This window comes from Lysobacter daejeonensis GH1-9, assembly GCF_000768355.1.
GTDB lineage: Bacteria > Pseudomonadota > Gammaproteobacteria > Xanthomonadales > Xanthomonadaceae > Aerolutibacter > Aerolutibacter daejeonensis.
On the sequence record NZ_AVPU01000006.1, the window covers coordinates 83,656 to 98,890 of the forward strand.

At 68.7% G+C, this 15,235-nt stretch carries 12 protein-coding genes and 1 riboswitch; of the genes, 4 read left to right on the top strand and 8 right to left on the bottom strand.

Features of this window, described 5'->3' with window-relative positions:
• Positions 1 to 2 precede the first annotated feature (2 nt).
• Complete coding sequence (locus N800_RS05250) at positions 3 to 1,169, bottom strand: efflux RND transporter periplasmic adaptor subunit (protein WP_052107939.1); 1,167 nt, start codon at positions 1,167 to 1,169, stop codon at positions 3 to 5.
• Positions 1,170 to 1,418: 249 nt separating this feature from the next.
• On the opposite strand from N800_RS05250, the gene cysK reads away from it, so the two are divergent.
• A complete protein-coding gene (gene cysK, locus N800_RS05255) occupies positions 1,419 to 2,375 on the top strand; it encodes a cysteine synthase A (RefSeq protein ID WP_036135577.1) in 957 nt (318 codons plus the stop codon).
• A 67-nt stretch (positions 2,376 to 2,442) separates the two neighbouring features.
• On the opposite strand, the gene N800_RS05260 is transcribed toward cysK, so the two are convergent.
• The 3 genes from N800_RS05260 to pyk all read right to left on the bottom strand — a co-directional run bounded on the left by N800_RS05260 (position 2,443) and on the right by pyk (position 5,926).
• Positions 2,443 to 3,450, bottom strand: coding sequence for a class I fructose-bisphosphate aldolase (locus tag N800_RS05260; RefSeq protein ID WP_036135579.1), 1,008 nt, complete (start codon positions 3,448 to 3,450; stop codon positions 2,443 to 2,445).
• Positions 3,451 to 3,640: 190 nt separating this feature from the next.
• Complete coding sequence (locus tag N800_RS15225; protein WP_198032472.1) at positions 3,641 to 4,288, bottom strand: hypothetical protein; 648 nt, start codon at positions 4,286 to 4,288, stop codon at positions 3,641 to 3,643.
• 177 nt (positions 4,289 to 4,465) lie between these two features.
• A complete protein-coding gene (gene pyk / locus N800_RS05270; protein ID WP_036135581.1) occupies positions 4,466 to 5,926 on the bottom strand; it encodes a pyruvate kinase in 1,461 nt (486 codons plus the stop codon).
• Positions 5,927 to 5,994: 68 nt separating this feature from the next.
• On the opposite strand from pyk, the gene N800_RS05275 reads away from it, so the two are divergent.
• Positions 5,995 to 6,585, top strand: coding sequence for a GNAT family N-acetyltransferase (locus tag N800_RS05275; RefSeq protein ID WP_052107941.1), 591 nt, complete (start codon positions 5,995 to 5,997; stop codon positions 6,583 to 6,585).
• A gap of 7 nt (positions 6,586 to 6,592) precedes the next feature.
• Here N800_RS05275 and N800_RS05280 read toward each other — a convergent pair whose 3' ends face one another.
• Positions 6,593 to 7,243, bottom strand: a complete 651-nt coding sequence (locus tag N800_RS05280) for an HAD-IIIA family hydrolase (protein ID WP_036135583.1) — start codon at positions 7,241 to 7,243, stop codon at positions 6,593 to 6,595.
• 91 nt (positions 7,244 to 7,334) lie between these two features.
• The gene (locus N800_RS05285; protein WP_036135585.1) at positions 7,335 to 8,507 is read right to left on the bottom strand and encodes a phosphoglycerate kinase; all 1,173 of its coding nucleotides are present in this window, start codon (positions 8,505 to 8,507) and stop codon (positions 7,335 to 7,337) included.
• A gap of 152 nt (positions 8,508 to 8,659) precedes the next feature.
• Positions 8,660 to 8,858, top strand: a riboswitch (cobalamin riboswitch).
• 575 nt (positions 8,859 to 9,433) lie between these two features.
• Between N800_RS05285 and N800_RS05290 the strand changes: the two genes are divergently transcribed.
• Both N800_RS05290 and N800_RS05295 read left to right on the top strand, forming a co-directional pair.
• Entirely contained in the window at positions 9,434 to 11,824 is a 2,391-nt protein-coding gene (locus tag N800_RS05290) for a ribonucleoside-diphosphate reductase subunit alpha (protein ID WP_084087252.1), read from the top strand.
• A 186-nt stretch (positions 11,825 to 12,010) separates the two neighbouring features.
• On the top strand, positions 12,011 to 13,033 hold the full coding sequence (locus N800_RS05295; protein ID WP_036135742.1) for a ribonucleotide-diphosphate reductase subunit beta: 1,023 nt from the start codon (positions 12,011 to 12,013) through the stop codon (positions 13,031 to 13,033).
• Positions 13,034 to 13,476: 443 nt separating this feature from the next.
• Here N800_RS05295 and N800_RS05300 read toward each other — a convergent pair whose 3' ends face one another.
• A complete protein-coding gene (locus tag N800_RS05300; protein ID WP_036135587.1) occupies positions 13,477 to 13,902 on the bottom strand; it encodes a group III truncated hemoglobin in 426 nt (141 codons plus the stop codon).
• Positions 13,903 to 14,067: 165 nt separating this feature from the next.
• Positions 14,068 to 15,072, bottom strand: a complete 1,005-nt coding sequence (gene gap / locus N800_RS05305) for a type I glyceraldehyde-3-phosphate dehydrogenase (protein WP_036135589.1) — start codon at positions 15,070 to 15,072, stop codon at positions 14,068 to 14,070.
• Positions 15,073 to 15,235 lie beyond the last annotated feature (163 nt).

The window sequence follows — 15,235 nt, forward strand, 5'->3', positions numbered from 1 at the left end:
GGTCAGCCCTTGGAACCGGCGGGCGGAGATGACGACTTCGCGCCGGCATCCGCCCGTGGGGCCGGTGCCTTTGCACCTTCGGCCGCGGGCTGTGTTTTGGGCGTCACGCCGCCTTCACCCGGAGCGGCCTCGGCCTCCACGATTTTCGCGCCCGGGCGCAGCTTGCCGGTACCGTCCACGACCACGCGGTCGCCGGGCATGAGTCCGTCGAGAATCTCGGCCAGGCCATCACGGCGCACACCCACCTTCACGTCCGCGCGCTGGGCGGTGCCATCGGCGCCCACGCGGAACACGTAACTGGCGTTGCCCACCTGCACCACCGCGATTTCCGGCAGCAGCAGCGCTTGGCGTTCGGGGCGGCTCAGGGTCACCTGCAGCAGCATGCCCGGGCGCAATGCGCGGTCTGTGTTGGGAAAGTCACCGCGTACGATGACGGCGCGGGTGGCTTCGTCCAGCCGCGAATCGACCGTGGCCACGGTGCCGTCGAAGGTGCGGCCCGGCCACGCCACGCTGGTGCCGCTGACGCGCTGGCCCGGCGCGACCTGGCCCAGCACCGCCTCCGGCACCGGGAAGTCGACGAATACGCGCGAGGTGTCGTCCAGGGTGGTGATGACCGTGCCCGGCGTGACCAGAGCACCCGGACTCACCTGGCGCAGGCCCAGCACACCGGAGAATGGCGCGCGGATGACGCGGTCGCCGAGGTTGGCGCGGATCTGCGCGACGCGGGCATTGGCCGCATCGCGGGTGGCGCGCTGGCTGTCGAGCGAGGCGCGTGCGATCAACTGCTGCGCTGCGAGTTCCTCCTGGCGCTTGAACAGACGCTGCGCTTCGTTGGCGTTGGCCTGTGCTTCGCTCAACGCGGCCTGCTGCTGGCGCCCGCTCAGCGTCACCAGCGCGGCGCCCTTGGGCACCACGTCACCACTGTCGAAGTGCACCGCCTCCACGGTCTCGCTGACCTTGGCGGTGACGGTCACCGATTCGTGCGCCTTCACCGTCCCCAGTGCCTGTACGGTGTCGCTCCACGCGCGGGGCTGCAACACCGTGGTGGTGACGGTGGTCGGTCGGTCACCGCCGCCCTTGCCCGCCCCCTTCTTGTCACCGCCACAGGCACTGAGGGTCAGGCCCAGCGCGAGGACGCAGGCGGCACGGGACAGGGAGCGAATACGCATTCGGCGGGCCGGTTTCGGGCAGGGGACCCCGATTCTAGTGGCACGGCGTAAACGCCTGCGTAGGCCAAAGGTTGACCGTGGGCGCTCCCGCCAGATTCGGGCAGGTGCGGGACGCGCCCTGTGACGGGCACTGAACGGTGGCGGGCGTAGGCTGGCCGAAACCGCGTGCAAGGCCCCTTGGCGCCCCTTGCCACGTATTCCAGAACACCGGTCCAGCGGCGCCGGCTTCCCTTTCGTACCGAGGTCCCCATGATCCACGACAGCATCCTCGACACCATCGGCCGGACTCCGGTCGTGCGCCTGCATCGCATCGGCCCTCAGGGCATCGACCTCTACGCCAAGGTTGAGTCGTTCAACCCCGGTGGCTCGGTCAAGGACCGCCTGGCCATCGCGATCATCCTCGATGCCGAGGCCAAGGGCCTGCTGAAGCCGGGCGACACCGTGGTCGAAGCTACCTCCGGCAACACTGGCGTGGCGTTGGCCATGGTCTGCGCGGCGCGGGGCTACAAGTTCGTGGCGGTGATGACCGAGACGTTCTCGATCGAGCGCCGCAAGCTGATGCGCGCTTATGGGGCCAAGGTGATCCTGACCCCGGCCGCGGAGCGCGGCAGCGGCATGGTCCGGCGCGCCGAGGCGCTTGCCGATGAACACGGCTGGTTCCTCGCCCGCCAATTCACCAACCCGGCCAATCCGGCGTACCACCGCCAGACCACGGCGGCGGAGATCCTGCGCGACTTCGCCGGGCGCCGGCTGGATCACTTCGTCACCGGCTGGGGCACCGGCGGCACCCTGACCGGCGTGGGCGAGGTGCTGAAGGCCGCGCGGCCGGAAGTGCGCATCACTACCTGCGAGCCGGCCGGCGCAGCGTTGCTGTCGGGCAAGGAATGGCAGCCGCACAAGATCCAGGGCTGGACGCCGGACTTCGTGCCCGAGGTGCTCAACCGCAACGTGGCCGATGCGATCCTGCCGATCGACGACGTGCTGGCCCGCGACACCGCACGGCGCCTGGCCATGGAAGAAGGCCTGTTCGTCGGCATCTCTGCAGGCGCGACCATGGCCGCGGCGCTGGAGGTGGCCCGCACCGCCGAACCCGGCGCCGCGGTCCTGGCGATGCTGCCCGACACCGGCGAGCGCTACCTCAGCACCTTCCTGTTCGAAGGCGTGAACGAGGGCTCGGACGACGAGTGGCTGGCGAGCCTGCCGTGATCCCCTGAAAAAAAGAACGCCGGTCGCAAGACCGGCGTTCTTCATCGAGCCACGGTGGCGAGGTCGCTTACGCGGCCTTCCACTCGCCCAGCGCGGCCAGGCCGTTGTCGCGGGCACGCTCGTACACGGTCTGCTGCGCGGCGGCGTAGTTGCCGACCATGTCCTGCGCCCACAGCTTGAGCGCGGCCTGCTGCATGGCGCGGCCGTACGAGAACGACAGCGGCCACGGCTTCGGGCCCATCTGGTTCATCGCGTTGAGGTGCGCGGTGGCGGCGGTGTCGGACTGGCCACCCGACAGGAACACCACGCCCGGCAGGGTGGCCGGCACGGTGGCCTTCAGGCAGTGCAGGGTGGCGGCGGCCACTTCCTCGACGCCAGCCTGCTCGGCGCAGGTGGTGCCCGAGATGACCATCGAGGCCTTCAGGATGGTGCCCTCGAGCATCACGTTGTGCTCGTGCAGCGAGGCGAACAGCGAGCGCAGGGTCACTTCGGTGACGTCGTAGCAGGTGTCGAGGTCGTGGCTGCCGTCCATGATCACTTCCGGCTCGACCATCGGCACCAGGCCCTGCTCCTGGCAGAGCGCGGCGTAGCGGGCCAGCGCATGGGTGTTGGCGTCGATGCAGGTGCCCGACGGGGTCTCGTCGCTGATGTTGATCACCGCGCGCCACTTGGCGAAGCGGGCGCCGAGCTTGTAGTACTCCTCCAGGCGGGCGCGCAGGCCGTCCAGGCCCTCGGTCACCACTTCGCCCGGGAAGCCGGCCAGCGGGAAGGTGCCCTTGTCGACCTTGATGCCCGGGATGATGCCGTTGTCCATCATGACCTTGGTGAACGGCACGCCGTCCTTGGTCGACTGGCGGATGGTTTCGTCGAACAGGATCGCGCCCGAGATGTGCTCACCCAGCTTCGGCGTGGTCAGCAGCAGCTCGCGGTAAGCGCGGCGCGTCTCCTCGGTGCACTCGATGCCCACGCCGTCGAAGCGCTTCTTGCAGGTGGCGTTGGACTCGTCGATGGCGATGATGCCCTTGCCCGGGGCGACCATGGCCAGGGCGGTTTCTGCAAGCTGTTCGATGCTCATGGGATCCTGAAGAAGCGGCTGGGAAAGAATCGGGATTATAGCCCGGCCCGGCACGGGCGTGCCTGCCCGCCCCGCGCAAGTCGTTGGGAAAAAAGCGAAAAGTTCGCCTTCCCGGGTCGCGCCGGCTCTGGTTGTCGGGTTTCCCGGCCCGTTCCGCTACGGGGCTGGGCTGACTGCCCGTCGGCGCGGCTCAGCGATCCAGCGCGCGCCGCAGCATCGAATTGGCCGCATCGCGGGTGACCAACAGCCGCCCGTCGGCCCGCACCCCGGGGAAGAACTGCGGGTCGCGGGCAAACTGACGCTTCACCAGGGCGATCCGTATGTAGCACTTGGACAGCGACATCGCGTGCGGGCAGCCCAGCAGGTGGTAGAACTCGTGGACGGCCGTGCCCTCGGGCGACTGCAGCAGCTGGTTGAGCGTGGCCCGGTTGGCGATGACCAGGCCGCGGGTGTGGGTGGTGTCATCCACTGCCCCGAGGATCTCGGGCATCAGCATGCCGCGCAGGGCGTCGCCGGCGTTGCGGTCGGCGAAGACCACGAGGCGGTCGCACGGCGGCTCCAGGTCCCGGCGCATCACGTCGTCGAACATGTGCTTGAACGATTGCGCCGGCCGCACCCAAGGCCGCACCCACGGCACGGTCACGCGGATGCCGTAGGGCACGAACTCGCGGTTGACCGCCCCGATCAGCTCGTCGACGCGGTCGTCGGAGACCCTGGGCGCTTTCAGGATGCAAACCCGCATCGTGACCGGGGCGCCGTAGTCCACCGCGGCCCGTTCCCGCGTGTGCATGCCAACGGTGGTGCAACCGGACAGCAGTAGCGCCGCAATTCCGGCCAAATCAGCCAATCCTCGCCACGCCTTCTGGCCGGCACGCTGGCACCCGCCAGCCCCTTCTGACGCACCCACGGCTGCTGCACGGGCCACGGCACTCTCCCCACTCCGGGACATGCCCACGCCAACGGCCGGGTTGGTGCCGATCGGCCACCGGCGTGGCCGGCGGCCGACGAACGGTGTTTACAGCTCGCCCAGACCCTGCGCGCAGCCGTCGGCGCCCACCTGCAGCAGGCGCAGGGTGTTGGTCGCGCCGTGCTGCTCCATGGTGTCGCCGCTGGTGAAGATGACCCGGTCGTCCGGCACCAGGTGGCCGGCATCGAACAACTGGCGGATGGCACCGCGGGCCGCGTCGCGCGAGGCCATGCCGCGACTGTCGAACGCGATCGGGGTCACGTCGCGCATCAGGGCCATGCGCCGGCGCGCGTCGGCGTGGCGCGACAGCGCGAACACCGGCGACGGCGCGCGGAACCGCGACAGGAAGCGCGCGGTGCCGCCGGATTCGGTCATCGCCACGATGGCGCGCACGCCGATGTGCTCTGACAGGAACATCGCCGCCATGGCGATGGCGTGGTCGGCGCGCTCCAGCCCACGCGGGGCTTCCTCGAAGTCGGTGTCGTGGTTGAACTGGCGCTCGGCACCCAGGCAGATGCGGGCCATCGCCTCCACCGCCTTGACCGGGTAGCGACCGGCCGCCGACTCCTGCGACAGCATCACCGCGTCGGTGCCATCGATGACCGCATTGGCCACGTCCAGCACTTCGGCGCGGGTCGGGATCGGGCTGTCGACCATCGACTGCAGCATCTGCGTGGCGGTGATCACCACGCGGTTGCGCTCCAGGGCCTCACGGATGATCTTCTTCTGCAGGCCGGGCAGCTCGGCGTCACCGATCTCCACGCCCAAGTCGCCGCGCGCGACCATCACCACGTCACTGGCCTCGACGATCTCGGCGAGGTTCTCGATCGCCTCGGCGCGCTCGATCTTGGATACCAGCGCGGCATTGCTACCGGCCGCACGCGCCACGCGGCGCGCCTCGTGCATGTCCTCGGCGGTGCGGCAGAACGACACCGCGATGAAGTCAGCGCCCAGTTCGGCGGCCACCGCGATCAGTTCGCGGTCGCGCTCGGTCAGCGCGCCCAGCGACAGGCCACCGCCCTGCTTGTTCAGGCCCTTGCGGTCCGACAACGCGCCGTCATTGAGCACCGTGTTGACGATGCGGTCGCCCTCCACCGCATCCACGCGCAACTGCATCATGCCGTCGTCCAGCAGCAGCACGTCGCCGGGCTTCACATCGCCCGGCAGGCCGAGGTAACTGACGCCCACTTCCTGCGTACTGCCAGCCGGCGCATCGGCGCGCGCCACCAGGTCGAAGCGATCACCGGCCTTGAGCTGCACCTTGCCTTCGGCGAAGCGTTCGATGCGGATCTTCGGGCCCGGCAGGTCCGCCAGGATGCCGACCTCGCGCCCGGCGCGGCCGGCGGCCTCGCGCAGCGCATGCGCGCGGGCGACCTGGCCAGCCGGATCACCGTGCGAGAAATTGAGGCGGACGCAGTCCACGCCGGCAGCGAGGAGCGCGTCGAGAACGCCCGGCGCGTCGGTGGCCGGGCCGAGGGTGGCGAGGATCTTGGTGCGGCGAAGCGTCATGGGCGTGTCAGACTTTCCTGAATGGACTCACGCTAGCACAGCCCCGCTACCGACTGGATTGAATACGTATGCCTGACGCAACCCAACCGGAATCGCAGTGCAATCCGCCCGCATTGCCCGTGCTCGACGCCGGCTCCGTACGCCTGCGTCCGCACCGCGAGAACGACCTCCAGGATTTCTTCGCGCTGTATTCCGACCCGCAGGTGATGCGCTACTGGAGCTTCCCAGCGTGGACGCACGTCGACCAGGCACGGGAGCGGTTCACGGGCGCGCTGGCCGGCCACGATCCGTCTCGACTACTGTGCTGGGCGATGGCCGACGCGGACAGCGACCGCCTCATCGGCGGCGTCACCCTGTTCGCCATCAACGTCGAACAGGGCCGTGCCGAAATCGGCTATGCCCTGCACTCCTCGCAGTGGGGACGCGGCCATGCGCGCGGCGCGCTGGGCAAGGTGCTGGAGCATGCGTTCGGCCCGCTGGGGCTGCGGCGGGTCGAGGCCGACATCGATCCGCGCAACGCCGCATCGTGCCGATTGGTCGAGCGACTGGGCTTCGCGCGGGAGGGTCTGCTGCGCGAGCGCTGGTGCGTCGGCGGCGACCTGCAGGATTCGGCGATGTATGGCCTGCTGGCGCGGGACTGGCTCGCCGCGCCGCGATGAGCCGCGACTAGGCCGCCAGCAGCTCGGGCAACTGCGCGGGCAATGACGCCAGTTGCACCGCACCCGCCGCGCGCAACTCCACCTCGCCACCAAACCCCCACAGCACGCCGATGTTGCGCATGCCATGGTGGCGCGCGCCCTCGATGTCCATGTGGCGGTCACCGATCATCACGCAACGCTCCGGGGGCAACGCCAGCCGGCGCAACGCCTCTTCGATCAGTTCTGGCTTGTGGCTGCGACTGCCGTCGGGCGTTGCGCCGATGACATCTTCGAACAGGTGGCCGAACGGCAGGTGCGCCGCGATCTTGCGCGCATGCGGCTCGTTCTTCGCGGTGACGACAGCCAGTCGATGACCCGCGGCGTGCAGCGTGCGCACGGCCGCATCGATGCCGTCGTACAACTCGTGCTCGGCCCAGCCGTGGGTCTCGAACCGATCGCGGTAGTGCTCCACCGCCTGCTCCACCCGCGCCGCGTCATGCAGCAAGGGCGCAAAGCTGGTGCGCAACGAAGGTCCGATCCAGCGTCGCAGCTCCGCATCCGGCGGAACCTTCAGGCCCATGCGCAACAGCGCGTGCGCGACGCATCGGGTGATCCCGACGGCAGAGTCGATCAGCGTGCCGTCCATGTCGAAGAACAGCGTGGGCTTGGAGTGAGGCATCGGGAACCTGCAGGGTTGGAAACGCAACGGGCCGGTTCGCACCGGCCCGCCGCTTGGTTGGGGATCGACGCCGGCCTGGCGCCGCCCCGGATCAGCCGCGCGCCTTGAGCGCAGTAACCGCCGGCAGCTCCTTGCCTTCCAGGAATTCCAGGAACGCACCGCCGCCGGTGGAGATGTAGGACACGTCCTGCTCGATGCCGTACTTGTCCACGGCCGCCAGCGTGTCGCCGCCACCGGCGATGGAGAACGCGTTCGACGCCGCGATCGCGCGCGCCAGAGCTTCGGTGCCCTTGCCGAACGCGTCGAACTCGAACACACCGACCGGGCCGTTCCACACCACGGTGCCCGCCTTGGCGATCAGCGCGGCGTAGGCAGCGGCCGTGTCCGGACCGATGTCGAGGATCATGTCGTCGGCACCGACGGCGTCGACGGCCTTGACCGTGGCCGGTGCGTCGGCGGCGAAGGCCGGGGCCACCACCACGTCCGTCGGCACCGGGATGTCGGCACCACGCGCCTTGGCATCGGCCATGATCTGCTTGGCCGTATCGATCAGGTCCATCTCGACCAGCGACTTGCCGACCGAGTGGCCCATCGCGGCGATGAAGGTGTTGGCGATGCCGCCACCGACGATCAGCTGGTCGACCTTGCCCACCAGCGACGACAGCAGTTCCAGCTTGGTGCTGACCTTGCTGCCGGCAACGATCGCCAGCAGCGGGCGCGCCGGATGCTCCAGCGCCTTGGCCAGCGCATCCAGCTCCGCCATCAACAGCGGGCCGCCAGCGGCGACCTTGGCGAAACGGATCGCGCCGTGGGTGGACGCCTGCGCGCGATGCGCCGTGCCGAAGGCGTCCATGACGTATACGTCGCACAGCGCCGCGTACTTCTTCGACAGGGCTTCGTCATCCTTGCCCTCGCCGACGTTCATGCGGCAGTTCTCCAGCAGCACCAGCTGGCCGGGCTGCACGTCCACGCCGTCGACCCAGTCCTTGACCAGCGGCACGTCGATGCCCAGCAGTTCGGACAGGCGCTTGGCCACCGGCGCCAGCGAATCGGCCTCGGACCACACGCCCTCCTTCGGACGGCCCAGGTGCGAGGTGACCATCACGGCCGCGCCCTTCTCCAGCGCCAGCTTCATCGTCGGCAGCGATGCGGTGATGCGCTGCTCGGAGGTGATACGGCCGTCCTCGATCGGCACGTTGAGGTCTTCGCGGATCAGCACTCGCTTGCCGGCGAGGTCGAGGTCGGTCATGCGGACGATGGACATGGGCGATTCCGGTGGGCAGGGATGGGGGGCGCAGCGCGAAAGGCGGCGCGAAGCCGCCCATTGTCCCGCCCCCGCGCCTTCGCGGCAAATCCTTGCGTGGCGGGCCGTTGCGGCAAAAGCCCAACATTTGGTGTTGACGCCACCCAGAAACAGGATATGTTGTGGGCGTCGGTGCCGACCTTCGCGGGTCGGCTGAAAAGGGAAGCCGGTGAGATGCCGGCGCTGCCCCGCAGCGGTATGGGAAACGACCGCGGTCATGGCACTGGGCGAAGGCCTGGGAAGCGACCGCCAGTAGGAGACGCACGGCGTCGTGTCCCGAGCCCGAAGACCTGCCGACAGCCGCGCGAAGCACACCGCGCGGTGACCGGCCAGGGAGTCCTCGGGGGAGGGCGGTCGGTGTCGCGCCGCGCGGCTTGCCGCTGCGGCCGCCGTGCGTCGCCGCCCATGGCGCGGTGCACGGTGTTGGCCCTGCCCGTTGCCTCCCGGCACGGCGCGCGCCCTTGGACGAGCCCAGTCTCGATCCACGCGACACCTCCGTTGCAGCCTGTGGATTCCGCGCCCGCGGGGGCGTGGTCGCGCTGTCGGCGCCGCATCGCGGTGCTCGTCGATGGCCGTCCGCACCTCCGTGCGCCGCCCTCCGAGGGAGAGGACGGCACCGTGCGCCCATGCACCGGAGCCACGCCATGACTGCATCCACGTCCAATGACACCCGCACCGCCGACCAGACCGACGGCGCGGAGAATGACCACGGCCACGGAGCGGCCAACGAGGCGACCAACGTCAACGAGCCGACCGCGTCCTACTCCATCGATGAAATCGCCAGGCACGAAGCCGGTGCGATTGTCGTCGCCGGCGTGCCACACCGTGGAAAGGACGACATTCCCGGCAAAGACTTCGCCCTGACCCCGCCCACCACCGCCTTCAGCATGGCGGTGACCAAGCGCAGCGGCGGCCGCGAGCCGGTGGACCTCAACAAGATCGTGCGTGCGGTGACCCGCAACTGCGACGGCCTGTACGCGGTTGATCCGATGCGCGTGGCCACCCGCACCATCAGCGGGCTGTATGACGGCGCCACCACCCGCGAGCTGGACGAATTGTCGATCCGCACCGCCGCCCTGCTCACCGCCGAGGAGCCCGAGTACGGCCGTCTGGCCGCGCGCCTGCTAGCGCAAGTGATCGAAAAGGAAGTCGCGGGTCTGGAAATCCACGCGTTCTCGCAGTCGATCCAGCGCGGGCATGAGCTGGGCCTGATCAACGATCGCCTGCTCGGCTTCGTGCAGGCGCATGCGCGCAAGCTCAACGACGCCATCGACCCGGCGCTGAACCAGCGCTTCGACTACTTTGGCCTGCGCACGCTGTACGACCGCTACCTGCTGCGCCACCCCACCGCGCGCACGGTGCTCGAGACGCCGCAGCAGTTCTTCCTGCGCATCGCCTGCGCGCTCAGCGGCGACGTGGGCGACGCGCTGGCGCTGTACCGGCGCATGGCGCAGCTGGATTACATCCCCAGCTCGCCCACGCTGTTCAACGCCGGCACCACGCACGAGCAGCTCTCCAGCTGCTTCCTGCTCGACTCGCCGGAGGACTCGCTGGAGTCCATCTACAAGCGCTACATGGACGTGGCCAAGCTGAGCAAGTTCAGCGGCGGCATCGGCCTGAGCTACACCCGCATCCGCTCGCGCGGCTCGCTGATCCGCAGCACCAACGGCCTGAGCAACGGCATCGTGCCGTGGCTGAAGACCCTGGATGCCTCGGTCGCGGCGGTCAACCAGGGCGGCAAGCGCAAGGGCGCGGCCTGCGTGTACCTGGAGCCGTGGCACGCCGACGTCGAGGAGTTCCTGGAGTTGCGCGATAACACCGGCGACGAGGCGCGGCGCACGCACAATCTCAACCTGGCCAACTGGATCCCGGACGAGTTCATGCGCCGGGTCGAGGCCGATGGCGCCTGGTCGCTGTTCGACCCGCACAAGGTGCCGCAGCTGACCGACTTGTGGGGCGAGGCGTTCGACCGCGCCTACCGCGCCGCCGAGACCGCGGGCCTGGCCACGAAGCAGGTGCAGGCGCGCGAGCTGTACGCACGGATGATGCGCACGCTGGCGCAGACCGGCAATGGCTGGATGAACTTCAAGGACAAGTCCAACCGCGCCTGCAACCAGACCCTGCGCGAAGGCAATGTCGTGCATCTGTCCAACCTGTGCACCGAGATCCTGGAGATCACCTCGCAGGACGAGACCGCGGTGTGCAACCTCGGCTCGATCAACCTGTCGCACCACGTGACGCTGTTCGCCGATGACGACACGGAGGGCCCGGTGGATGCCGCGTCCGGCCAACGCCTGTCCGGCACGTTCGACTTCGACAAGCTGGCCGAGACCGTGCGCCTGGCCGTGCGCCAGCTCGATCGGGTCATCGACCTCAACTTCTACCCCATCGACACCGCGCGCAACGCCAACCTGAAGTGGCGTCCGGTGGGCCTGGGGGTGATGGGCCAGCAGGACGTGTTCTTCAAGCTGCGGCTGCCGTTCGACTCCGAACCGGCGCGCGCGTTGTCGCGGCGGATCGCCGAGGCCATCTACTTCCACGCACTGTCGGCCTCCAACGAGCTGGCGCTGGAGCTGGGCCGGCATCCGGGCTTTGCCGACACCCGCGCCGCACAGGGCGAACTGCAGTTCGATGCCTGGGGCGTGGCACCTTCGGAGCCCGCACGCTGGGATGCATTGCGTGAGCGCATCCGCGAGCACGGCCTGCGCAACTCGCTGCTGATTGCCATCGCGCCCACCGCCACGATCGCTTCCATCGCCGGCTGCTACGAGTGCATCGAGCCGCAGGTGTCCAACCTGTTCAAGCGCGAGACGCTGTCGGGCGACTTCTTGGTGGTCAACCGCTACCTGGTGCAGGAGCTGAAGACGCTGGGTCTGTGGACGCCCGAGCTGCGCGACGCGATCAAGCTGGCCGAAGGCTCGATCCAGGGCGTGGAGGCCATTCCCGCCCCGCTGCGTGCTGTGTACCGCACCGCGTGGGAGCTGCCGATGCGTTCGTTGATCGACATGGCCGCCGAGCGCGGTGCGTTCATCGACCAGAGCCAGTCGCTGAACCTGTTCATCGAGAGCCCGAACATCGGCCAGTTGTCGTCCATGTACATGTACGCGTGGAAGCAGGGGCTGAAGACCACCTACTACCTGCGCTCACGCCCGGCCACGCGGATTGCCAAGACCACGGTCAGCAGCGCCCCCGCCAGCGCACCCAAGCCGGAGTACACGCCGACCGAGGCCATCGCCTGCTCGCTGGAGAACCCGGAGGCCTGCGAGGCCTGCCAGTAGCCCACCACGTGGTGGCGCCTTCGGCGCCGCCGTCCGCCTGGCGGCCTCGATGGCGCCGGGCGCACCCCGGGGCCGGGGGCAGTGCAGGCCGCGATCGTTGCCGCGCACGGACGCGTGGCCGCATGGACGCAAGCGATCGCGGCCCGCACTGCCCCTGGTCCGCACACCGAACGCCAAGGAACGCCCATGTCCGCCCAACCCGCCGCTCCGCGCCTGCTCGACCCCGGCTTCGACCTTACCCTGCGTCCGATGCGCTACCCGCAGTTCTACGAGATGTACCGCGACGCGATCCGCAACACCTGGACCGTGGAGGAAGTCGACTTCTCGCTCGACGTCAACGACCTCAAGCACAAGCTGGGCCCGGCCGAGCGCCACCTGATCGAACGGCTGGTGGCGTTCTTCGCCACCGGCGACAGCATCGTCGCCAACAACCTGGTGCTGAACCTGTACCAGCACATCAACGCGCCCGAGGCGCGCATGTACCTGTCGCGGCAGCTGTACGAGGAGGCACTGCACGTGCAGTTCTACCTCACCCTGCTCGACACCTACCTGCCCGACCCGGTGGCGCGCGCCAAAGCCTTTGCCGCGGTGGAGAACATCCCGTCGATCCGCGCCAAGGCCGAGTTCTGCTTCAAGTGGATGGATTCGGTGCAGGATCTCAAGCGCATCGGGACCCGCGAGCAGCGCCGCCAGTTCCTGCTCAACCTGATCTGCTTCGCCTGCTGCATCGAAGGCCTGTTCTTCTTCGCCGCCTTTGCCTACGTGTACTACCTGCGTTCGCGCGGGCTGCTGCACGGGCTGGCCTCGGGCACCAACTGGGTGTTCCGCGACGAGAGCTGCCACATGGCCTTCGCGTTCGAGGTGATCCGCACCGCACGCACCGAGGAGCCGGGGCTGTTCGACGAGGACCTGCAACGCCAGGTGGTGCGCATGCTGGAAGAGGCGGTGGAGTGCGAGATGCAGTTCGCCGAGGACGTGCTGTCCGGCGGCGTGGCCGGCCTGTCTCCGCGCGACATGCGCCAGTACCTGCAGTACTGCGCCGACCAGCGCCTGGCGCAGTTGGGCCTGCCCCGGCACTTCGGTGCCAGCAACCCGTTCGCGTTCATGGACCTGCAGGACGTGCAGGAGGTGACCAACTTCTTCGAGCGCCGGGTCTCGGCCTACCAGGTGGGGGTGGAGGGCGAAGTGGCGTTCGACGCCGCGTTCTGAACCCGCCCCGCCGGCGCCGCGCTCCGCCAAGGCCGACGGGCCCCGGGATTGGCTTGCACGGGAGGGACAGAAGGTAGGGGGAGGGGCAGCCCGTCGCGTTGTATCGGTATGCAGGACCCCGGGCGGCACGCCCCCTCGGGATCCGAGGAATCCGCGCCGGCCTGGTTACTTCGGGGAGGCTGGCGCAGCACGGCGGAAACGCCGTCGTCGGACACCGCAGGATGCGGCGGTCCGGCAGGACGCCCCCACACGGCCGTGGGGGTCCAGGGCGGCAGGAGGCTCGCCCGCGCCGGAAGGAGCCCGGCGTCGCAGGGCCAGGAAGGCGGGGAACCGGCGGGACGCCGGCGGGAGGGCGGCAAGGATGCCGCTGCCCCATTCCAGCGTGCTGGCATCGCGTCACACCGCAACGGCGGGCCAGCATGGGCCCGCGGCACGATGCCGACTCAGCGCCCGGAGCCGACCACCGGCAAACCCAGCGAACGCGCACCCACCCCGCCGTTGAGCCCCAGCCCGTAACGCAGGCTCTGGCCGATGCGCTCAGCGTAGTGGTTGAACTGCGTCGCATCCTCGGGCGACAGCACCTCGGCCGTGGTCTCGCGCCACAGCGCCAGCCACTGGTCGAAATGCTCATGACGGATCGGGTGGCCGTGGTGCTTCGCCATGGGATTACCGCGATACGTGCCGTGCTTGAGCGCCACCGACGCCCAGAACGAGGTCAGCGTGCGCTGGTGGTCGTCCCAGTCGTGCACGGCGGCATTGAACACCGGCCCCAATTCGGGGTGTGCACGCACCTTGGCGTAGAAGCGGTCCACGAGTTGCGCGATCCGTGCCTCGTCCAGCGCGACGGTGTCTTGGGTGTCGGATGTCATCGTGGAGTGGTCCTGCAAAGGCGGAGCATCCGGCGCAATGCGCCGCGGTGCGGACCAATGTCCGCAGACATGCGGCACAGGCCACCGGCACCGCCATGTCCATTCTACGAAGAAGCCCCGCATGCGCGGGGCTTCCGGGGTACCACGGTCAGCGGGCGTTGCGGCTTACTTGCCGGCGACGACCTTGACCATCTCCAGGCACTTGTTGGAGTAACCCCACTCGTTGTCGTACCAGCTCACCAGCTTGACGAAGGTGCCGTCCAGGGCGATACCGGCTTCGGCGTCGAAGATCGAGGTGCGGGTGTCGCCACGGAAGTCGGTGGCGACCACCTTGTCCTCGGTGTAGCCCAGGATGCCCTTCAGCGCGCCTTCCGACTGGGCCTTCATCTCGGCGCAGATCTCGGCGTAGGTGGCCGGGTTCTCCAGCTCGACGGTCAGGTCAACGACCGAAACGTCCGAGGTCGGCACGCGGAACGACATGCCGGTGAGCTTCTTGTTGAGCTCCGGGATCACCACGCCCACGGCCTTGGCGGCACCGGTGGACGACGGGATGATGTTCTCGAGGATGCCGCGGCCGCCGCGCCAGTCCTTGTTGGACGGGCCGTCCACGGTCTTCTGCGTGGCGGTGGCGGCGTGCACGGTGGTCATCAGGCCGCGCTTGATGCCCCACTTGTCGTTCAGCACCTTGGCGACCGGGGCCAGGCAGTTGGTGGTGCACGAAGCGTTGGAGATGATGGCCTCGCCGTTGTACTTGGCGTGGTTCACGCCGTACACGAACATCGGCGTGTCGTCCTTCGACGGCGCCGACAGCACGACCTTCTTCGCGCCCGCATCCAGGTGCTTCTGCGCGGTGGTCTTGTCCAGGAACAGGCCGGTGGACTCGATGACCACGTCGGCGCCGACCTCGTCCCACTTCAGGTTGGCCGGGTCGCGCTCCTGGGTCAGGCGGATCTTCTTGCCGTTTACGATCAGCGTGTTGCCCTCGACCGACACGTCGCCGTCAAAGCGGCCATGCACCGAGTCGTACTTCAGCATGTAGGCCAGGTAGTCCGGCTCCAGCAGGTCGTTGATGGCCACGATCTCGATGTCGTTGCCGAAATTCTGCACGGCCGAGCGCAGCACGTTACGGCCAATGCGGCCGAAACCGTTGATACCAACCTTGATCGCCATTACCGGGGCTCCTGAGTGGGGCGAGCTTGAGAAACCGCCATTTTACCCCATCCCGGCGGCCCCTGCCCCGCGGCCGGGAGCGCCTTGGCGCGCGTAGCAGCCTTGCCTCGGCGCCGGCTTGATCCACGTCAAACAAGCACTTGACGATGATCAAGCGCGCGTT